The following is an 18,570-nucleotide window of genomic DNA, read 5'->3' on the forward strand; positions in this document are numbered from 1 at the left end:
GACCCGCGGCAGGCGAAACCGCCCGGAAATTTCCGGGCGGTTTCGCTTTTCTGCCCCCTGAGAGGGCCGGACTGACATTCCTTTCCTCTTGAAGCGCACGGTTCTGTGCTGTTACGATCTTCCTTTTGAACCTTTTGTTTTATTTTAAAATCTCCCACTGCGTTTCCCTGAAACCCACCAGCACGGTATCGCCGTCCACCAGAATCGGCCGCTTCACCAGCATTCCGTCCGTGGCCAGCAGGGCGAACTGCTCCTCCTCGCTCATGGAGGGCAGCTTTTTGGAAAGGCCCAGGGACTTATAGAGCAGGCCGCTGGTGTTAAAGAACTTTTTCAGCTCCAGCCCGCTTTTCCGGCGCCATTCCTTTAATTCCTCCGCGGTAGGGTTCTGCTCCCTGATATTCCGTTCCTCATACGCAATGCCGTTTTCCTGCAGCCATCTTTTCGCCTTCTGGCAGGTCGTGCATTTGGGATAGCATACAAATAAACACATGGCTTTCACTCCTGTTCTTCTATGATTTTCTGTACCCGTCCCACCAGATCGTCCTCCTCCAGCATCACCTTGATGCCGTGGGGGTGCGTGGGGCTGTTGGTCAGAATCCGCTTGACGTGACCGCGGGTCAGCTTCCCCGTGGGCTGGTCCTTTTTCAGCACAATGTCCACCAGCGCGCCGATCTTGATATTGGCCCTGATTTTTCCGTCCATGTCTTCACCCGCTTTTCAGAATGCCCGCTGCCGCGGATATCCGTTTTTCATAGTTCTTAGTATACCCTTTGATAAGCCCCGGCACAAGTCCCGCCGTGCGATAAACAACAAAACAGCGCACCGCCGAAAAGCAGGTACGCCGTTTTGCTGTATGTTCTATATGGATTCAAATGAAGGAATGAGTAAATTAAAGGGATGCGAGGCTTTTCCCAAGCTCTCTGCACTGTGTCTCCCCGTCCGCGTCCGGCGTGGACTGTACGATCAGGCCGTCGTCTGCCAGTCTGGCCCCCACCGCCTGTACGCGGTCCTGCCATTCGCGCATCCACGCGCCGTCGCCCCAGCCGTAGGAGCCGAACAGGGCAACGTTTTTGTCCTTGAGCCCGCTCTCAATTTCCGTGAAAAAGGGTTCGAATTCGGATTCTTCCAGAACCTCGTCCCCCATCGCGGGGCATCCGAAGGCGATCACGGAGCTGGATTCGATTTTTGCACGGTCAGCGTCCGAAACCGCAGTGACTTCTGCCTGGCCGCCCGCCTGCTGTACGCCCTCGGCGATCAGATTCGCCATGGTCTCCGTATTTCCGGTACCGCTCCAATAAACAATGTAAACATTACTCATAAGTCAACCGATCTTTCTCCGCGCGGCAAAATCAGGGACAAGCGGCAGGTCCGCGCGGGAATCCTCTCCGCTTCTGAAGAATTATGCGGCATGAAACAAGGCCAAAAGGGATACTCCGCTCTGCACACGCCGGTAAAAATCGTCTCTGCACAGCGTATACCTTCTGAAACGCTCGCACGCGGCCTCTTCGTCCGAATAAACCTTCCAGTATCCGCACATTTTGCAGTTCTTTCCTCCGTGCTCAATGAAACCGATCACATCGTCCAGAGGGTAACTCAGAAACAGGCCGATTTCATGGGGAAAACAACATTCCCGGCAACGGGATTTCAGTCGGCTCAGAACCGCGGCCAGCTCCGTCCAATCCGTGTATCCGTACGCTTCCAAAAAGCGGCGGACCCGTGGGTTCTGCAGTTCCGGCCAAAGGAGACTGCTGCGGTAAACCAGCACCAAAAAGTGCGTTTCACATTCGCACAGCACTTCCAGCCTGACGTCAGCCCGTTCCAGACACCGATTGTATTCCGAAAGCAAATTTAGCAGCCCATCACTGTCTTTTCTTTTTACGGTAAACAGGCTTGCTGATTTTATTCCGGCCAGCGTTGGCGAACAGTGGAACGCAAGCATAGAATCCAGTTGGCGGTTTGTCATGATGGAACCTCGTTTTTTGTTTTGGTTAGCGTCCGCTAACTGAAAACATCATAACATGCGTTTTTCGCTTTGTCAACTGTTTTTCTTCATGTTATCTTTGGCTAAAATTTTCAGCATTCAAGCCATTGGCAGTCGAAAGCTGATACCGCTTTCTGATTATATGCGGAACGGAGCTATCGGAGCAATCCATTCTGCATTTTTCCATCTTGCACAGTTCCACACCCTGATTTTTTGTATTGTTAAACAAATTTCATAAAATTGAGGCTTTTATTCTCTTTCTTGGCTCTAAGTATTGACAAATCCCCGATTGCGGAGTAAATTATAAATAGTTAGTGTATGCTAACTACCAAAAATTATTCCCTTGTTGTTTTGATAAAAAGGAGGATTCATTATGCCGCTCACAATGGCACAGTCCGGTGTACAAAGTATTATCCATGAAATTCACGGCAAAGACGAAACCAGGCGTTTTCTGGAAAGTCTGGGTTTTGTTGTCGGAGGCAATGTTACCGTTGTATCGGAAATCGGCGGCAACATGATCGTAAATGTAAAGGATACCCGCATTGCAATCAGCAAGAGCATGGCAAACAGGATTATGGTGGCATAGAAGGCCCGATGGTCTTCATTTCATATGCAAAATTGACAGGAGGGAAACAGAATGACACTGAAAGATGCGAAATGCGGTACTACCGTAACGGTTACCGCCTTAAGCGGCGGCGGAGCAATCAAGCGCAGGATTATGGATATGGGAATCACGAAGGGCGTACAGATTTATGTGCGGAAAGTAGCTCCTTTAGGCGATCCGGTGGAAATTACCGTCAGAAATTACGAATTGTCCATTCGGAAAGCAGATGCGCAGAACATCGAAGTGGCGTAGCCGTACGGCGAGGCCAAATTTTTATGGCGATAAGTTAGCTGTGGCTAACTATTATGAAGGAGGTACGCACAATGTCTATTAAAATAGCGCTTGCCGGCAACCCGAACTGCGGCAAGACGACAATGTTCAATGACCTGACAGGCAGTTCGCAGTACGTTGGCAACTGGCCAGGCGTAACCGTGGAAAAGAAAGAAGGAAAACTGAAGGGGCACAAGGATGTTACCATTGTTGACCTTCCCGGTATTTACTCTCTTTCCCCGTATACGCTGGAAGAGGTTGTTACCAGAAATTTTCTGATCAACGAGCATCCGGATGTGATTATCAATCTGGTTGACGGTTCCAATATAGAGCGCAACCTGTACCTGACCACACAGCTTGTGGAAATCGGCATCCCCGTGATTATCGCGCTGAACATGATCGACGTGGTAAAGAAAAACGGCGATAAGATCGACACCAAAAAGCTGAGCGAAGCGCTCGGCTGCGAAGTGGTGGAAACCTCTGCGGTAAAGGGAACCGGCTCCAAAGAGGTCGCGGAAAGAGCTTATGAAATGGCAAAAGCGAAGGCCCGGACCGTTCCCCAGCACTCTTTCGGCGAATCGGTCGAAAAGGCAATCTCAGAAGTCGGAGAGCTGAGCAAAAGCTTTATTCCCGCCGACTTTTCCCGCTGGTACGCGGTAAAACTTTTTGAAAGAGATTCCAAGGTTCTGGAGCAGCTCCATTTTACAAAAGAGGTACAGGATAAGATCGAAGAAGTTATTGCCGCCAGTGAAAAAGAGGCGGATGACGACTCTGAAAGCATCATTACCAATGAGCGCTACAATTACATCGGCAAATTAGTTGCCAAATGTCTGCACAAGAAACATGCCGGAATGACGACATCGGACAGAATCGACCGTGTGGTGACCAACCGCTGGCTGGCACTTCCCATCTTTGCCGTGGTAATGTTCCTGGTCTACTACATCTCCATTTCAACTGTCGGAACCATGGGTTCGGATTGGGTCAACGACGTTCTGTTCGGTGATATCGTACCGAATGCAGTCGGTGGCTTTTTAACTTCCGTCGGCGCCGCTGAATGGCTCAGTTCGCTGATTCTGGACGGCATTGTAGCCGGTGTCGGCGCTGTGTTGGGATTCTTACCACAGATGCTGGTGCTTTTCCTCTGCCTCGCAATCGTAGAGGACTGCGGCTATATGGCTCGTATCGCCTTTATTATGGACCGGATCTTCCGGCGCTTCGGCCTGTCCGGCAAGTCCTTTATCCCCATCCTGATCGGCACCGGATGCGGCGTGCCCGGCATTATGGCGACCCGTACCATTGAAAGTGAAAAAGACCGTCGGATGACCATTATTACAACCACCTTTATTCCGTGCAGCGCCAAGCTGCCCGTGATTGCGCTGGTTGCCGGCGCGTTGTTCCCTGAGTCGCCCTGGGTCGGTCCCTCCGCTTATTTCCTCGGTATTGCGGCGATTATCATTTCGGGAATCATCCTGAAAAAGACCAGGCTGTTTGCGGGTGATCCGGCGCCCTTTGTCATGGAACTGCCCGCATACCACATTCCGGGTGCCAAGACGGTTCTGATTCATATGCTTGACCGCGGCAAGGCGTTCGTCAAAAAAGCGGGGACCGTCATTCTGCTCGCTACGTTTGGCGTCTGGTTCCTCAGCACCTTTGGGTGGAACCTTCAGATGGTCGATATCGAAGAATCCATTCTGGCTTCCCTCGGACGTGTGATCGCCCCGATCTTTGCACCTCTCGGCTGGGGGCAGTGGAAACCCGCCGTTGCTACCGTTACCGGCCTGATCGCGAAAGAAAACGTTGTGGGTACCTTTGGTATTCTGTACGGCTTCGCAGAAGTGGCGGAAGACGGCGCGGAGGTTTGGACCAACCTGCAGAGCTCCTTTACCCAGCTTTCCGCTTATACCTTCCTGATGTTCAACCTTCTCTGCGCTCCGTGCTTTGCGGCGATCGGCGCGGCCAAGACCGAGCTGGGCTCCGCAAAATGGACGCTGTTCTCCGTTGGGTATCAGTGTGTGTTTGCCTATATCCTGTCCCTGATTGTTTACCAGTTTGGCACCCTGTTTATGGGCGGCGGCTTCGGTGTCGGAACAGCCGTTGCCACTCTCCTCTCTATCGGTCTTCTCTATCTTCTGTTCCGCAGCTATAAACCAACAAGCGCTCATTCCCTGAAAGGAGCGCGCGCAGCCTAAAGGAGGCGTTTTTATGGCAACATTCATTATTTCGGTTATTCTTTTCGCGGCTCTCGCCGCGTCCGCGCGGTACACTTACAAAGCGCACAAGGCCGGAAAATGTGTCGGATGTTCCGGGTGCGGCGGTCACTGCGACCACTGCGCCGGGACGGACGAAAGTCACAGGGCCTGATAGGAAAAGCGCAGGTTTGAAACCTGCGCTTTTTTTATAAATTTATTGAACAGAGTTGATCCATGAAAGTAAATAGGTAGAATAAGGAGAGTAAAAATGTTTTCTTCCTGCAAAAAACGATATCTGTTTGCAATCTACGAGCTGGGATTCGACGGCCGCGAGGTCCACTGCAAAGACATTGCGCGCTCCCTCGGAATTAAATGTCCCAGCGCCTCCAAAATGCTAAAAGCCATTGCTTTGGAAGGGCTGATTGATAAAGAATATTACGGGACCGTGCGTTTCACCGCGCGCGGAGTCCGAATCGCGAACGAGCTGTATACCCGTTATCTGCTGCTGTACGCCTTTTTTTCCGAAACCCTTCAGGTTTCCCCGGAAAACGCACGCCGGGACGCGATATTCTCCCTGTGCGATCTCTCGGAAGAAAGTATTGATAAAATATCCGGCGTCACGCTGACCGCTGCAGTCAAAAAAAAGTCCAGCCCATTTTCCGGGGATTGATAAAAACGCCATTTTCAGATATACTGTTATTTATATTGTAAGAAAATGACAGAATCTGGGGTGCGCTTTTCATGAATGCAGTCAAACAAAAAATCAGTCAGCTCTTTGCAAAGGACCATAAACGGCCGGACATTTCACTCAGCCTGTTTAAATACATAGGGCCCGGGCTTCTGGTGACGGTGGGCTTTATCGATCCGGGCAACTGGGCGACCAATATCGCCGCCGGGTCGGATTTCGGCTACGGCCTGCTCTGGGTAATCACGCTTTCCACAATTATGCTGATTCTTCTTCAGCACAATGTCGCCCATCTGGGAATTGTAACCGGCGACTGTCTTGCGGAGGCGGCTACCCGGCACCTGCATAAAAAAATCAGCGTTCCCGTGCTGATTACCGCGCTGCTGGCCTGCGCCTCCACCGCCCTTGCGGAGCTGCTCGGCGGGGCCATCGCGCTGAATATGCTGTTCCATATCCCGGTGAAGGCCGGTTCCCTGATTGTTTTCGCGGCGGTCACGGCAATGCTTTTCAGCAACTCCTATAAGAAGATTGAAAAGATCATCATCGGATTTGTTTCCGTGATCGGGCTGTCCTTCCTGTACGAGCTGACCATGGTGAAAATCGACTGGGGCGCGGCGGCCGCGGGATGGGTGACGCCTGTTTTCCCGGAAAACTCCGCGTTTATCATTATGAGCGTGCTGGGCGCGGTGGTAATGCCGCACAACCTGTTTCTGCACTCGGAAGTCATTCAGAGCAGGCAATTTAATCTGGAAGACAAAGCTGTTTTGGAAAAACAGCTGAAATACGAATTTACGGATACCCTTTTCTCCATGATCGTGGGCTGGGCCATCAACAGCGCAATGATCCTGCTTGCGGCCGCCACCTTTTTTCAGCAGCACATCCCGGTGGACGAGCTTTCCCAGGCGCACACGCTGCTGACGCCGCTGATCGGAAACGCTTCCGCCGTCATCTTCGCCGTAGCCCTGCTTTTCGCCGGATTCTCCTCGTCGATTACCGCCGGAATGACCGGCGGCAGCATTCTGGCGGGCATGTTTGGCGAGCCCTACAGCATCAGCGACAGGCACACCCGCATCGGCGTACTGGGGACCCTGATTGCCGCCATGGCGGCCATTCTGTTCATCAGCGACCCGTTCAACGGCCTTCTCATTTCCCAGATGCTGCTGAGCATTCAGCTTCCCATCACCATTTTCCTGCAGCTGTACCTGACTTCCTCCCGGAAGGTGATGGGCGAATACAAAAACACGCCGCTCCACAACGCGATGCTTTGGGCGGTCGGAATCGCGGTAACCGGCCTGAATGTCTATCTGCTGATAGACACACTCCTGTAAAGCCTGCGGGATTTCACCTATTTTCCAACTGCTTTGCGTAAATCTCCGTATAGGTGAGCCGCCCGTTCAGCCGTTCCGACTTCATCAGGCTGATCTTTTCCACCCGCATGTGCATGGGAGGAATTGCCCGCGCAAACGCTTCCCGGTCAAAGCCCGGAACAAGCGAAACCTCACGGCCAAGGGTCAGATGCGGTTTGAATTCGCGCGTTTCAAGGGAAAATCCTTTCCTGCGCAGTTCCGTACACAGGCTTGCCTGAAGGGCCGTGAGCGCGGCGCTGTGCTCAACGCCGACCCAATAAATGTCCCCGCCGCGGCGAAAGTGCCCAAAGCCCCCGATCCTCAGCTCAAAAGGCACCCCGGCAGCCGCGTCCATCGCCTGCTTTGCCGAATCGGCCCGCGGGGTCTCGCCAAGGAAAGTTAGAGTCAGGTGCAGGTTTTCACGCCGGGTGAAATTCCCCCGTACCGAGTTTTCTTTCAGCCTTTCGATACAGCCGCACAGGCTGTCCTTCACTTCGTTCTGAAAATTAACCGCTATAAAAAGACGCATTTTGTTCACCTGATTTCTTTGAGCACATCGGTGATTTCCGCCTCGGTGCTGCTTTCAATGAAATTCACCGCATGGTCGATCACGCTGTCCGCCAGCGCGGCGGTCCCCGCCACACAGGCGATGCCGATGACGATCGTCTGGTGGACGTCCTGACAGTCGATTTCGGCGGCGGACGCATGGAACTGATTCCGCACTTTCGCCAGAAGGCTGTTTACCACCATGCGCTTTTCTTTCAACGAATGCACCCACGGCGCGTAAAGCGTAATCTGTGCCGTCCCTATCAGCATCTGCCGTCCTCCTCTTGATCAAACTGAAAAGCCATTCTGCCGTACGTGTGCCGCTGTAGAGCGGCGCATGCTTTTCTTTTTATTATACCCGCCTTATCCCGGAAAGTAAACGGAATGCCAAATACGCATGAAAAGAGGGTACCGAATCATAGATTCGGTACCCTCTTTTTGCTCCTTACCGGCCGGGCGGTTTGCCGCAGCAATGCCTTTTTATCTCTGTAACGGCTTCGTCGATATACTGCGAAATGGTCTTATCCTGCATTCCGATAATATGGACATGCCTTTTTACAGCGGGGATCAAAAACACCCTGTCCGCCAAACAGCCGGACACCGCCATCGCCATTTTCGGGCTAACTTCTCCGTACATGGCGTTCGGAAGGATGATCCCGAGCGGGCCGACAATGACATCCGCGCGGGCGCAGTTGTAAACCACCGCGTTTTCCCCGGTTGCCCCGGCGTTTGCTCCGCCCTTCATCATATTGGAGGTAGCCAGCGCGTTGGTACCCACCGCGATCACTTCCGCTTCGGGCAGCGCGTCTTTCAGCCGTTCCACAATGCTTCTGCCCATTCCGCCGCCCTGGCCGTCGATCACTACTATCTGCATAGGATATCTCCATAACGGCGTGATGCGCCTTCGTTTAGATCTGTCAGAGCCACAGCGCCTGCATTTTCCACCAGCACCGTATCCGTTATACGCGGACCGCCGAATTTCGGATCGTACAGAGTCGGCAGAAGAACGTCCACCACCATATTTTTTTCCAGCACATGGTCAAGGCCCCTGCCCAGAATCGGGTAAAATTCCGACTGGCGAATTCCCACGCCGTAGCCGATATGGTCCATAAACATTCTGGCGTAGCCGTGGTCGTGGATGACCTTGAACACCCTGTCGTAAATCTCGCCGGATACCGCGCCCGGTTTGATCGCCTCCATGGCGGCCTTCTGCGCCTCCATCAGGATTTTGTAGATTTCCACCGACTCCGGCGCGACGTCGCCCAAAAAGACCGTACGGCACATCTTGGCGGCATAGCCCTTGTAAGAAGCCCCCAGATGAATGACCACGGGCTGATTGTTGTCGATCACATAGTCTCCCGCGTAAGGGTGTACGAGCTGCTGGCGGTCGTGACGCAGCACCTGCATACGGAACGTGCTGCCTTCCGAACCCGCCTTGCGCATGGCGTACTCCGCCTCCGCAAGGATTTCCGTCTCCTTTACGCCGGGACGGACGGCCTCGATTCCCGCCCGCATGCCGATGGAGACAAACCGTGCGGCCTTTTTGATATACTCGATCTCCTGCTCCTCTTTAACAGAGCGGATTTTATAGCAAATTGTCGCGATATCACCGAAATAGATGCCGGGGACGGTATCCCGCAGGCATTGGTAATCCTTCAGACTGATGAAATAACGCGTGAATCCGACTTTTGGGTTGGGGATGCCCATTTCCAGAATCATGTCCGCTGTTTTCTGGCTGACATTGTCCTTGGGAAAGAAATAAGGGATGACTTCCAGGCCCGACCGGTCGCGCACATGGCGTGCCTCCAGCCAGAGGCACAGCATCTTCGGTTCCCCTTTCGCCGGAATAATCAAGGAACCTCCTTCAATATCATCCACATTGGCAAAGTAAATCAGGTTTTCCCTGTCCATGATGACCGCCGCGTCCAGATCAGCTTTCTGCAGCTCCTGCTGCAGCGCGGTAATTCTGCCTACAACAATTCCTTCCATTACACTTCTCCTCCCTATTAAATCGCAGGAAGGGGGCGTGACCGGCCCCCTCCTTACTTAATATTACTATTATTAACTTAGGATCACTGATTATTTTGCTTCCTGAGTGTCAAAATCTGCTTTCTCACAGATCAGAGAAACGACAACGCCGCCTACCAAAGCCCAGAAAGCGGAACCGATGCTGAAAATGCTGACGCCGCTGACACCGATGACCAGCGCGGCAAACGCGCCCATTCTGAACTTTCTGCTTCCGAAACCGTCTTGAAACGCATTGATTAGAACGTTGATCATCGCGACGCCCGCGAGAACGTTAATGAGAGAAGCGGGGATTGCTTTGACAAATGCCATGGCAAAGCTTGCGAAAAGGCCGAAGGAAGCAAACAAAACACCGTTTACAATACCTGCCGCATAGCGCCCTTCCTTATTTTCGCCGGCTTCTTCCGACGAACAGATCGCGGTCATCGGGCCCGCGATATTCGCGTTGTGGGCGCCAAACATACCGGAAAGGATACCGCCGATCCCGCTGATAATGGTCATACCGTTGACAGGCACTTTATACCCCTGTGCCATCAGAACGCCGACCGCCTGGGCGTTTTCCGCTCCGACTACCAGCGCGGCGAGCGGAACAGAAACGGACAGAACTGTTGCGATGTTGAACTTGGGAACGACAATTTGCGGCGGTATGTACTTGAGGTCAACAGCGTTGGCCGCCATGCCGCCCGTGGCCAGCAGGGCGATGATGCCGAAAATCAAAGCCGCGAGCACCGGCGGGAATTTCTTAATCAGCTTCGGGACGAAGAAGAAACCGATCAAGGCCGCGCCGCAGACAATCGGGGATTCCCCGGTAGAGGTCACGATGCTCGTACCGAACCGCAGCATACAGCCCGCGATCATCCCCATGACAATGGGAAGCGGAAGCCATTTCATAACCTTGCCCATCAGGCCGGTGACACCGAGCAGAAGGACGATAATACCGGCCATGATGAAAGAAGCGGCGGCTTCATTGAAGGTGAAGCCGGTCAGAGCAGCCCCCAGCATGGAAGCGCCCGGAATGGAATACGCGCCGACGATCGGAATTTTGTAATAAAGGCCCATAACCAGGCTGATTAAACCGCCTAAAACATAAATGCCGAAAAGCCAGGAGACAGTTTGCTCCGTGGTGTAGCCAGCCGTCGTACTGGCTTTGATGGTGACCAGCGCGGGGCCGGTGCATCCGAAAATTGCTGCGACAACACCCGCGGTAATTGTCTTGGAATTCAGATTTTTGCCCAGATCGGATAATCCTGAACCAAAGCCGGGACCCTTTTCAAAAAATGACAATCCTCTACTTACAGACGCCATAAATCATTTCTCCTCATCCAATTATTATTTGTTTCTGTTTAAAATGGAAATATCGACGCCTCTTTGCTTAAGCCACTTCGGCAGCAACACGTTGTCAACCCTTTCGCTGACTTCGGGTGCTTTTTCAATCAGGAGCTTTGCAAGGGATTCGCTGACGTTCATGCCGCCCATTGCTCCATCGAAGATGATGACCTTATCCGTTCCGGTGACATTGTAAGCGAACTGCATCGCCTGTTCAGTGGATCTTGCGGTGACCGCATAATCCATATAACCGATATTCATGGAGTCGGTGTCGAACAGCTTTCCCTGTTCCTCCCCGACGACCACCGTGGGGATATTCTTGGAGAAGAACTCGGACGGATAGCCGGTCCAGGCATAGTTGTGCACGCACATCCTGATAGCCGGGTTCATCGGCGGCGTTTCCTCCAGCAGGGGCTGACCGTTCCTGCGGTAGAACGCCTCGGTGTACCAGGTGTAGGGCGGAAGCGGGCTTTCCATATCGTAAAGGTCCGTGTTCGCGCCGGTAAAGTTGGCGTAGATAACGCCTGCGGAGAAAACATACGGCACCGGGCAGGGGAAGTCGAGAACCGCGATGCATTTGTCAATTTCACCGAACAGCGTCATGATCTTGCCGTACAGCTGGCAGCCGACAAAGGTTGCGCGGTCATTCAGCGCATAAAGATCGTTGTCGCAGTCCGCGCCGATGACGCCGTGGGGGCCGCAGTTGAGGAAAGCAGCAAAGGCGAATTTGCTCTGGACGAATTTTGATTCAAAGATCGCACGGGCCGTGAAATTTGCCGCGCGGGGGCCGAGGTTCTGGTGATAGGTGCTGCGGGTTTCGCAGCGGGCATAGGACATGCCGAACGGCTTTACAGCCTTGTCTACCTGCCTGTGGAAATGCACCTCACGCACGTCGGTGTGATGCGCGTGGATGATCCAGTCGGCGTCGTAGACCTTCTTGATTCCGTACAGGGTGCCGATCTCGGTTTCAATCGGAATGCCTTCGTCAATCGGGGCAACGCCGATCGCCTTGCCGTTATAATAGGTATCAAGGCCGTACCGTTTGATGTATTCCTCCGTCTCGCGGAAGCGCATGCCCACGCCGGCACGCAGGCGGATGTCCCTGCATCCGGTTCTCTTTTCCACAACATCCCTGATCGCTTTCAGAAGCTCGGCGTACGGTTCGCCGCCAAACAGGGTAAAGCCATGGTGGGAAGCCAGCACATTCACGGAATGCTCCGGCTTAATCATGCTCATGTCGACCTTCATCAGGGCCTCTTCCGCCGCTTTGCGGACGTTTTTGATGGCGTCCGGGCCGCCCGGCAGCAGCACGGGAGGAAGGTCCGGGAAGAGCTCGCGCAGATAAAGGGATACCATTCCCGGCATCTCGGAAACACGCGCTTTCACCAGCGAAGGGTCAATGCCGTACTGGGAAGGCTTCGGTAAAATCGGCTTAATGGGTTCATGCATCAATTCCGTGTAATTCATTTCTTTTCCTCCCCTTTCGGATTTGTGTGCACAACGCGGTCCAGCAGTTGTTTATCCTCTTCGAAGTAGAACCCTCTCTTATTGTACTTTTGTACAACATCTTCGGGAAGCGTCCATGCGGTAGGCGTTACGCCGTACCACTGCCAGCCGTTTTCGTCGCGCTTCAGCTCGATTCCCGCCGCCTGAATCAGACGGAGCAGCGGCTGAATGCACTCGATGGTGCAGCCTGTGCGGATTCCCGTCACAGAAGAAATTTCGTCCGGGGTTTTGGCACCGGCCATAATCGCCGCGGCAACCTCCTCGGCGCGAACGCCTACGCAGTAGCAGATGACCTGCTCCGGATTCAGATGCGCCTTTTCACACAATTCGCGGATTTTTCCGGAATCGTATTGGGAAGCATCCACCCCGATGGTAAACGGTTTCTCCCTCTTCACCATTTTGATCGCGTGGAACGGGCAGCGGGATTCACAGTTGGTACAGCCGCGGCACGCGTCCTCTTTTACTTTTGCTTTTCTGTCGGTTACCGAAATGGCGTAAACAGGACACACTTTTTCACAAACCTTACAGCCGCGACATACGTCCTGCTGCACTTCGGCCAAAAGAGTCACTCTTTTCATCCGTTAAACCTCTCCTCTCCTGTTTCTGTTTTCTTGACTGCGGACCTTTTCAATACGGTTTTGTCTGGATTCATCCAATCAATTGCCTCCTTCTGGAAGTAGAGTGCTTTTCTCCCTCATCTCCTTTTTACCGGGTTTTCTGCTGAGAAAGTTCAAATGCTACGTCTATAATCATGTCCTCCTGTCCGCCGACCATCCCGCGGCGGCCCAGTTCGACAAGAATATCACGGGGATTCAGATGGAATTTTTCCGCCGCCCTGTAAGTGTGGAGCAGGAAGCTGGAGTAAACACCTGCGTAACCGAGCATCAGGGAAGCCGTGTTGACGACCTGCGGACGCTGCATAATCGGCTCCACGATCTCCTCGGCAACATCCATAATGCCGTACAGGTCAACGCCGGTGTCGTACCCAAGGCGGTCAAGCACCGCGCAAAGCACCTCATTCTGCGTATTTCCGGCGCCCGCGCCCAGCCCGCGGCAGGTGACGTCGATATAAGAAGCACCTTCCTCGACAGCCGCAACAGAGTTTGCGACGGAAAGGCCGAGGTTGTTGTGGGAATGGAACCCGATCGGAATCCCAATGGAATTTTTCAGCGCGCTGATTCTTGCGCGGACGTCGTCCGGCACCATATGTCCGGCGGAATCCGCAAGATTGATGTAGTCCGCACCGCATTCCTCAAAAATCTTTGCCTGCTCGACAATTTTTTCCGGAGAACCCATGTGGGACATCATCAAAAAGCCCACCGCCATCATACCGATGCTCTTTGCGTATTTGATATGCTGAATGGCGATATCCGCCTCGGTTACATGGGTGGCGACACGGACGGCCTGCGCGCCGTTGTCCTTTGCTTCCTGAAGGTCTTCAATGGTTCCGATGCCGGGGAGCAGCAAAACGGTCAGCTTCGCGTTTTTCACCACTTTGCTCGCGGCGCTGAGAAGTTCCATTTCCGGGACCTTGGACATCCCGTAGTTGATGGAGGAGCCCGCAATGCCGTCGCCGTGGCTCAGTTCGATCAGGCTGACGCCCACCTTGTCCAGTCCCCCTGCAATCGCGGTGGCCTGTTCCACCGTAAAGCTGTGGCTGACTGCATGGCTTCCGTCACGCAGCGTGGTATCTACAATCTTAATTTTCCTTTTTTCCATAGCGGTTAGCCCTCCCTGCTCAGCAGATTTTCTGCTACTTTTTCTGCAACGGCGGTTGCCGCCTGATTGATGATGTCGAGATTGCCGGAATATTTCGGCAGGAAGTCGCCTGCACCCTCAACCTGTACAATCACGGTAACCTTGTTTCCATCGATCACCGGAGGGACACGCAGCTTGTAGCCCGGCACATAGGCCTGAACCCTTTTCACATATTCGTGCACGGATTCAATGATCTTTTTTTCATCGGGATTCTTTACAATGGAATAAATGGTGTTCGTCATCATCAGCGGCGGTTCCGCGGGATTCAGAACGATAATCGCCTTGGCTTTGTCCGCGCCGCCGACGATTTCGAGCGCTTTTTTCGTCGTCTGGGTAAACTCGTCAATGTTTGCACGGGTTCCGGGACCCGCACTCTTGGAAGAAAGGCACGCGACGATCTCCGTATAGGACGAATCCGCCACCTTATCGATGGCATAGGCAATCGGAATCGTCGCCTGCCCGCCGCAGGTCACCATATTGAAGTTATCCACGTGGGCAAGGTGGTCCAGGTTGACGCAGGGGACCACATAGGGTCCCACCGCGGCCGGGGTCATATCCATGACGATCTTTCCGGCAGCTTTCAGGATCGGCGCGTTATGTAAATGCGCTTTCGCGCTGGTTGCGTCAAATACGATTTTGATATCCGGATCCGCGGCTACCGCGTCAACGCCGTTCAGCGATGTTTTAAAGCCCAGCCCTGCAGCTCTTTTGATGCCCTCGGACTCTACGATGCCGGCCATCATATGCATTTGCAGATGTTTGCTCTTCATAACCTTATACATCAGGTCGGACCCGATATTGCCGGGACCAATGATGCCTACCTTAATTTTCTCCATTTTCATTTCCTTTCAAGAATGTTATTTGAATTTGGCTGTCACACTGCCCATGCCGTAAAAACTCACAGTAAAGCTGTCGCCTTTTGCAGCCGGTTGTGCGGCGGTCAATGCGCCCGCCATTACAATATTTCCTTCTTTCAGTTCAATGTCAAAAGCAGAAAGTTTATTTGCCAGCCACGCGACGGAAGCCGCGGGGTTGCCCAGAACCTCGGCACAGGTACCGCTGTTCACAAGCTCGCCGTTCTTTTCCAGCGTCATGCCGGTCAGGCGCATATCCACATTGGCAATGGGAGTCATGCGTCCGCCGATGATGAACCTTGCACTGGAACCATCGTCCGCAATGGTGTCCGGAAGGGTAATCTTCCAGTCCTTGATGCGGCTGTCAACAATTTCAATCGCGGGAACCACGTACTCCGTGGCATTGTATACGTCGGCGACGGTCACGCCGGGGCCGCGTAAAGTCTTTTTCAGGCAGAAGGCAAGCTCACCCTCGACCTTCGGCTGGATCAGCTCGTCAATGGGACAGGCTTCCCCTTCCAGTACCAGCATTTTGTCGGTCAGATGGCCGTAATCCGGCTCATTTACATGCAGAAGGTTCTGCATGCCCTTGCTGGTAAGACCGATTTTCATGCCGATGATTTTTTCCCCCGCGGCAACTTTTTTCGCCACATTTTCAAGCTGAACGGCATAGGCGTCTTCGACGGTCATGTCCGGATTGGATGCCGTAGGCATCGCAATCTGACGGCATTCTTTTTCTGCCTCAAATAAGTCCCGAGCAATTTTTTTGCGGTCCATAAATCTTACTCCTTTTTATGAATGATGATCATACCCGTAGTGTTCATGGTGGAAAGACTTTTTCATCAGCTTTTCCGCCAGCACCGCGGCGATTTTCTGAGCGGTTTCCTCTTTGCCGTCATGATTCTTCAGGCATTCCAGCAGCACGCCCGCCGCCAGCCTGACCTCGTCGTTCGGTCCGGGGAAGGATACCAGCATGGACGGCCCGACCGTTCCGACGGCAATGCGCACCCCGTCCTTGACGTGCCGCCCGGTTCCCTGCCGGAATTTTACAATATAAGGCGTTGCCGCCTGCGGATCGATTCTGAGCATACTCTCGACCGATTTATCCTTATCCTCGGCGCCGACCCCGCCGGTGGTGATAATCAGCCCGAACGCGCGCGAGACCGCGTCGGACAGCTTATATTCCATGTCGTCCAGATCATCTTCAATCACATCCCCGACGGTCACCTGATAGCCCTCGGACTCCAGAAGCTCTTTCAGATAGGGAGTGTTGGTATCTTCAATCAGGTTCTGCTTCAGCTCAAAGCCGGTCGGGAAGATGATCGCCCGTTTGGCAATGCGCTCCCTCATTTCATCCACCATGCTATCGACCTTCTGGCTCATCCTGGCGGGGTTCTCCCCTTCCAGGCAGATCAGTCCCAGAATCCCATTGGAATGGATGCAGGAATCCGCGGTCAGATGCACACCGTCCAGCTTCGCAAGCGCTTCCAGCAGCGCGCGCTCCTTGCCCACAATGTTTTCGGTGGGAATATCGTTCTCCATAATGTCCAGCGTGATATGGTCCGGGCGGACGTCGACCACCAGCACCTTGCTGCTCTCCAGCCCAAGCACATCCGCCACGGTTTTTGCGAGCAGGGTCAGGTTCACATGATCGAGTCTGATATGATTGACCCAGAGCTCCGTTTTTTCCAGCAGATTCAAGCCCATTTTCAGGATCCTCTTTCCGTCTCAATTTTTTGCAGCTGGACATCCATCTTGATATCCAGAAGCGGCGCGTCAACAATTTCTTTCCCAATGCAGAGCATCTCTATTCCGTAATCAAAGAATTTCGGAATATCTTCCAGCCTGACGCCGCCCGCAAAAGCAATCTGCAGCTTTCCGCTCATCCCCATCTCCCCGACCTTTTTGGTGCAGCGGACCACATCCTCCAGATTGCCCGTGTCAACCATCAGGATGCTGCAGCCGTTTTCCACTGCCTGCTTCGTTTCTTCCTCAATGGAATTCTCTTTACCCTTTATCTGAATCACCTTCGTTAGATCCCCGCAGCCGCGCACGCTTTCCAGCGCGGCGGGAATGGAGCCGAGCATACGGATATAGTTTTTATCGAGATAGACCATCGGCGTACTGCTGATGCGGAAGGAAGCGCCACCCGCGGTAATCGCCTGCCGTACACCGTTTTTAATGGCAGGAGGCATCTTTTTCCAGGACCCGGACACAATCCGTATTTTCCCCTGCGCCAGCCGGACGGCTTTCTGCGAGGCCGTAGCGATACCGGAAAATTTGGAGAGTGTTCCAATGACTCTTTCTTCCGCCATAGCCATGATTTTCGGGGCAGCGAGCACTTCGCCGATTGGTTCTCCCGTCTTTATGCTGTCCCCCTCGTGTAGAAACAGTCTGAGCTTTGCGCCGATTTCCCCTGTCAGCCGCTGCGCCTCCTCCGCGCCGGACAGGCATCCGTCGCGCTCGGGGATCAGCAGGGCCCGGAACTCCTTGTCAGCGATTTCTTTGAATATAATATCCCGGATATCTTCCATACTCTCCTCCATTTTCGTCATTAACGAACATCGTTCGTATTTATTAATTCAAGAATGGCATTCGTTATAAACGAACACCGTTCATAATATTTTTTAGAAAAATCTCATGCCGGGCTATCTATAACCCAGCCTCTGAGAAATCTGTAGCGCGCAGCTCTGCACATCCTTTGCGATGGATGCGATATTTTCCATCGGCAGTCTTGCCGTAGGGGCCGATACACTGATTGCCGCAACCGGCTGGTTCAGGTGATTGAAAATAGGAGCCGCCACGCAGCGCAGGCCGGTTTCGATTTCTTCGTTGTCGATCGCGTAACCGCAGGAACGCACATGATTCATTTCCCGACTTAAATCTTCTAAACAGGTAAGGGTATGCTCCGTATACTGCTCAAGATTCCCTTTCACAAACAGACGCCTGAGCGCCTCGTCGCCCAAAAACGCAAGAATCGCCTTTCCCACTCCCGTGCAGTGCATCGGGGCCCGTTTACCGGTCTGAGAATAGACGATCATGGCGCCCGGGGCATCCACCTTATCAATATAGACGATTTCATCCCCATAATGGGCGGCCAGATGGACCGTAGCATTGTGCTTGCTGACCAGCTCTTCACAAAACGGCTTTGCTTCGTTGCGCAAATCCATGCGTTTATATACCAGACTGCCCAGTTCGAAAAGCTTTATGCCTAAACGGTACCGTTTTGTCTGCACATTTTGTTCCAGATAACCCTTGCTGACCAATGTATTCACGAGCCCGTAAACGGTGCTCTTGCTTAATTTCATCTGATCTGAAATTTCGGAAATTCCAAGCTCAACCAATTGTCCGTCAAAACACTCCAGAATATCCAGCGCACGGACAACAGACTGTACGAAAACGCCCGTTTCGCCTGTCATTGCAAAATCTCCTTCTGTAAAACATTAAAAGCATAGATATGATATGTTAAAAAGCAAACTT

Annotated in this window: 23 protein-coding genes; 6 read left to right on the plus strand and 17 right to left on the minus strand. The window is 53.1% G+C overall.

Annotation, left to right across the window (positions count from 1 at the left end; translation table 11 throughout):
- Positions 1 to 139: 139 nt before the first annotated feature.
- The 4 genes from VXK30_RS13100 to VXK30_RS13115 all read right to left on the minus strand — a co-directional run bounded on the left by VXK30_RS13100 (position 140) and on the right by VXK30_RS13115 (position 1,963).
- A complete protein-coding gene (locus tag VXK30_RS13100; protein ID WP_275715488.1) occupies positions 140 to 490 on the minus strand; it encodes an arsenate reductase family protein in 351 nt (116 codons plus the stop codon).
- Positions 491 to 495: 5 nt separating this feature from the next.
- A complete protein-coding gene (locus VXK30_RS13105) occupies positions 496 to 702 on the minus strand; it encodes a YwbE family protein (protein WP_275715486.1) in 207 nt (68 codons plus the stop codon).
- A 187-nt stretch (positions 703 to 889) separates the two neighbouring features.
- Complete coding sequence (locus VXK30_RS13110) at positions 890 to 1,318, minus strand: flavodoxin (protein ID WP_275715484.1); 429 nt, start codon at positions 1,316 to 1,318, stop codon at positions 890 to 892.
- An 81-nt stretch (positions 1,319 to 1,399) separates the two neighbouring features.
- Positions 1,400 to 1,963: a DUF3793 family protein gene (locus tag VXK30_RS13115; RefSeq protein ID WP_275715482.1), complete on the minus strand. Its 564-nt coding sequence runs from the start codon at positions 1,961 to 1,963 to the stop codon at positions 1,400 to 1,402.
- 391 nt (positions 1,964 to 2,354) lie between these two features.
- On the opposite strand from VXK30_RS13115, the gene VXK30_RS13120 reads away from it, so the two are divergent.
- The 6 genes from VXK30_RS13120 to VXK30_RS13145 all read left to right on the plus strand — a co-directional run bounded on the left by VXK30_RS13120 (position 2,355) and on the right by VXK30_RS13145 (position 7,057).
- Complete coding sequence (locus tag VXK30_RS13120; RefSeq protein ID WP_038325393.1) at positions 2,355 to 2,567, plus strand: FeoA family protein; 213 nt, start codon at positions 2,355 to 2,357, stop codon at positions 2,565 to 2,567.
- Positions 2,568 to 2,618: 51 nt separating this feature from the next.
- Positions 2,619 to 2,837 (plus strand): FeoA family protein, encoded by a 219-nt coding sequence (locus VXK30_RS13125; RefSeq protein ID WP_038325394.1) that lies wholly within the window; start codon positions 2,619 to 2,621, stop codon positions 2,835 to 2,837.
- Between the two features lie 71 nt (positions 2,838 to 2,908).
- Entirely contained in the window at positions 2,909 to 5,044 is a 2,136-nt protein-coding gene (gene feoB, locus VXK30_RS13130; protein ID WP_275715475.1) for a ferrous iron transport protein B, read from the plus strand.
- Between the two features lie 13 nt (positions 5,045 to 5,057).
- Positions 5,058 to 5,216 (plus strand): FeoB-associated Cys-rich membrane protein, encoded by a 159-nt coding sequence (locus VXK30_RS13135; protein ID WP_275715473.1) that lies wholly within the window; start codon positions 5,058 to 5,060, stop codon positions 5,214 to 5,216.
- 96 nt (positions 5,217 to 5,312) lie between these two features.
- Complete coding sequence (locus VXK30_RS13140) at positions 5,313 to 5,714, plus strand: metal-dependent transcriptional regulator (protein ID WP_042082127.1); 402 nt, start codon at positions 5,313 to 5,315, stop codon at positions 5,712 to 5,714.
- A gap of 71 nt (positions 5,715 to 5,785) precedes the next feature.
- On the plus strand, positions 5,786 to 7,057 hold the full coding sequence (locus tag VXK30_RS13145; RefSeq protein WP_275715470.1) for an Nramp family divalent metal transporter: 1,272 nt from the start codon (positions 5,786 to 5,788) through the stop codon (positions 7,055 to 7,057).
- Between the two features lie 13 nt (positions 7,058 to 7,070).
- Here the strand turns inward: VXK30_RS13145 and thpR are convergent, their stop codons facing one another.
- The 13 genes from thpR to VXK30_RS13210 form a co-directional block, all read right to left on the minus strand.
- Complete coding sequence (gene thpR / locus VXK30_RS13150; protein WP_275715468.1) at positions 7,071 to 7,604, minus strand: RNA 2',3'-cyclic phosphodiesterase; 534 nt, start codon at positions 7,602 to 7,604, stop codon at positions 7,071 to 7,073.
- A gap of 5 nt (positions 7,605 to 7,609) precedes the next feature.
- On the minus strand, positions 7,610 to 7,891 hold the full coding sequence (locus VXK30_RS13155) for a DUF503 domain-containing protein (protein ID WP_275715466.1): 282 nt from the start codon (positions 7,889 to 7,891) through the stop codon (positions 7,610 to 7,612).
- A 175-nt stretch (positions 7,892 to 8,066) separates the two neighbouring features.
- On the minus strand, positions 8,067 to 8,495 hold the full coding sequence (locus VXK30_RS13160; RefSeq protein ID WP_275715464.1) for a DUF3842 family protein: 429 nt from the start codon (positions 8,493 to 8,495) through the stop codon (positions 8,067 to 8,069).
- Positions 8,486 to 9,610, minus strand: coding sequence for a M24 family metallopeptidase (locus VXK30_RS13165; protein WP_275715462.1), 1,125 nt, complete (start codon positions 9,608 to 9,610; stop codon positions 8,486 to 8,488). Before VXK30_RS13165 ends, VXK30_RS13160 begins: the two co-directional genes overlap by 10 nt.
- A 90-nt stretch (positions 9,611 to 9,700) precedes the next feature.
- A complete protein-coding gene (locus tag VXK30_RS13170; protein WP_275715460.1) occupies positions 9,701 to 10,951 on the minus strand; it encodes a benzoate/H(+) symporter BenE family transporter in 1,251 nt (416 codons plus the stop codon).
- A 24-nt stretch (positions 10,952 to 10,975) separates the two neighbouring features.
- A complete protein-coding gene (locus VXK30_RS13175) occupies positions 10,976 to 12,439 on the minus strand; it encodes a hypothetical protein (RefSeq protein ID WP_275715458.1) in 1,464 nt (487 codons plus the stop codon).
- Entirely contained in the window at positions 12,436 to 13,056 is a 621-nt protein-coding gene (locus tag VXK30_RS13180) for a 4Fe-4S binding protein (RefSeq protein ID WP_275715457.1), read from the minus strand. Before VXK30_RS13180 ends, VXK30_RS13175 begins: the two co-directional genes overlap by 4 nt.
- A gap of 127 nt (positions 13,057 to 13,183) precedes the next feature.
- Positions 13,184 to 14,197 (minus strand): 4-hydroxy-2-oxovalerate aldolase, encoded by a 1,014-nt coding sequence (dmpG, locus tag VXK30_RS13185; RefSeq protein WP_275715455.1) that lies wholly within the window; start codon positions 14,195 to 14,197, stop codon positions 13,184 to 13,186.
- 5 nt (positions 14,198 to 14,202) lie between these two features.
- A complete protein-coding gene (locus VXK30_RS13190) occupies positions 14,203 to 15,072 on the minus strand; it encodes an acetaldehyde dehydrogenase (acetylating) (RefSeq protein ID WP_275715453.1) in 870 nt (289 codons plus the stop codon).
- A 21-nt stretch (positions 15,073 to 15,093) separates the two neighbouring features.
- Positions 15,094 to 15,867 carry a 2-keto-4-pentenoate hydratase gene (locus VXK30_RS13195; RefSeq protein WP_275715451.1) on the minus strand — a complete coding sequence of 258 codons (774 nt, stop codon included), beginning with the start codon at positions 15,865 to 15,867 and terminating at the stop codon, positions 15,094 to 15,096.
- A 15-nt stretch (positions 15,868 to 15,882) separates the two neighbouring features.
- Entirely contained in the window at positions 15,883 to 16,797 is a 915-nt protein-coding gene (locus tag VXK30_RS13200; RefSeq protein WP_275715449.1) for a molybdopterin-binding protein, read from the minus strand.
- A 2-nt stretch (positions 16,798 to 16,799) separates the two neighbouring features.
- Positions 16,800 to 17,624: a quinolinate phosphoribosyl transferase gene (locus VXK30_RS13205; protein WP_275715447.1), complete on the minus strand. Its 825-nt coding sequence runs from the start codon at positions 17,622 to 17,624 to the stop codon at positions 16,800 to 16,802.
- A 114-nt stretch (positions 17,625 to 17,738) separates the two neighbouring features.
- Positions 17,739 to 18,509, minus strand: a complete 771-nt coding sequence (locus VXK30_RS13210; protein WP_275715445.1) for an IclR family transcriptional regulator — start codon at positions 18,507 to 18,509, stop codon at positions 17,739 to 17,741.
- Between the last annotated feature and the right edge of the window lie 61 nt (positions 18,510 to 18,570).

Origin of the sequence: Caproiciproducens sp. CPB-2 (assembly GCF_036287215.1) — a bacterium.
Lineage (GTDB): Bacteria > Bacillota > Clostridia > Oscillospirales > Acutalibacteraceae > Caproiciproducens.

Coding starts and splice junctions, on each gene's coding strand:
- VXK30_RS13205 (WP_275715447.1), bottom strand. CDS start 17,624: ATGGAAGATATCCGGGATATTATATTCAAAGAAATCGCTGACAAGGAG.
- VXK30_RS13125 (WP_038325394.1), top strand. CDS start 2,619: ATGACACTGAAAGATGCGAAATGCGGTACTACCGTAACGGTTACCGCC.
- VXK30_RS13210 (WP_275715445.1), bottom strand. CDS start 18,509: ATGACAGGCGAAACGGGCGTTTTCGTACAGTCTGTTGTCCGTGCGCTG.
- VXK30_RS13200 (WP_275715449.1), bottom strand. CDS start 16,797: ATGGGCTTGAATCTGCTGGAAAAAACGGAGCTCTGGGTCAATCATATC.
- VXK30_RS13100 (WP_275715488.1), bottom strand. CDS start 490: ATGTGTTTATTTGTATGCTATCCCAAATGCACGACCTGCCAGAAGGCG.
- VXK30_RS13135 (WP_275715473.1), top strand. CDS start 5,058: ATGGCAACATTCATTATTTCGGTTATTCTTTTCGCGGCTCTCGCCGCG.
- VXK30_RS13190 (WP_275715453.1), bottom strand. CDS start 15,072: ATGGAGAAAATTAAGGTAGGCATCATTGGTCCCGGCAATATCGGGTCC.
- VXK30_RS13180 (WP_275715457.1), bottom strand. CDS start 13,056: ATGAAAAGAGTGACTCTTTTGGCCGAAGTGCAGCAGGACGTATGTCGC.
- VXK30_RS13120 (WP_038325393.1), top strand. CDS start 2,355: ATGCCGCTCACAATGGCACAGTCCGGTGTACAAAGTATTATCCATGAA.
- VXK30_RS13145 (WP_275715470.1), top strand. CDS start 5,786: ATGAATGCAGTCAAACAAAAAATCAGTCAGCTCTTTGCAAAGGACCAT.
- VXK30_RS13165 (WP_275715462.1), bottom strand. CDS start 9,610: ATGGAAGGAATTGTTGTAGGCAGAATTACCGCGCTGCAGCAGGAGCTG.
- dmpG (WP_275715455.1), bottom strand. CDS start 14,197: ATGGAAAAAAGGAAAATTAAGATTGTAGATACCACGCTGCGTGACGGA.
- feoB (WP_275715475.1), top strand. CDS start 2,909: ATGTCTATTAAAATAGCGCTTGCCGGCAACCCGAACTGCGGCAAGACG.
- thpR (WP_275715468.1), bottom strand. CDS start 7,604: ATGCGTCTTTTTATAGCGGTTAATTTTCAGAACGAAGTGAAGGACAGC.
- VXK30_RS13155 (WP_275715466.1), bottom strand. CDS start 7,891: ATGCTGATAGGGACGGCACAGATTACGCTTTACGCGCCGTGGGTGCAT.
- VXK30_RS13110 (WP_275715484.1), bottom strand. CDS start 1,318: ATGAGTAATGTTTACATTGTTTATTGGAGCGGTACCGGAAATACGGAG.
- VXK30_RS13115 (WP_275715482.1), bottom strand. CDS start 1,963: ATGACAAACCGCCAACTGGATTCTATGCTTGCGTTCCACTGTTCGCCA.
- VXK30_RS13195 (WP_275715451.1), bottom strand. CDS start 15,867: ATGGACCGCAAAAAAATTGCTCGGGACTTATTTGAGGCAGAAAAAGAA.
- VXK30_RS13140 (WP_042082127.1), top strand. CDS start 5,313: ATGTTTTCTTCCTGCAAAAAACGATATCTGTTTGCAATCTACGAGCTG.
- VXK30_RS13175 (WP_275715458.1), bottom strand. CDS start 12,439: ATGAATTACACGGAATTGATGCATGAACCCATTAAGCCGATTTTACCG.
- VXK30_RS13170 (WP_275715460.1), bottom strand. CDS start 10,951: ATGGCGTCTGTAAGTAGAGGATTGTCATTTTTTGAAAAGGGTCCCGGC.
- VXK30_RS13160 (WP_275715464.1), bottom strand. CDS start 8,495: ATGCAGATAGTAGTGATCGACGGCCAGGGCGGCGGAATGGGCAGAAGC.
- VXK30_RS13105 (WP_275715486.1), bottom strand. CDS start 702: ATGGACGGAAAAATCAGGGCCAATATCAAGATCGGCGCGCTGGTGGAC.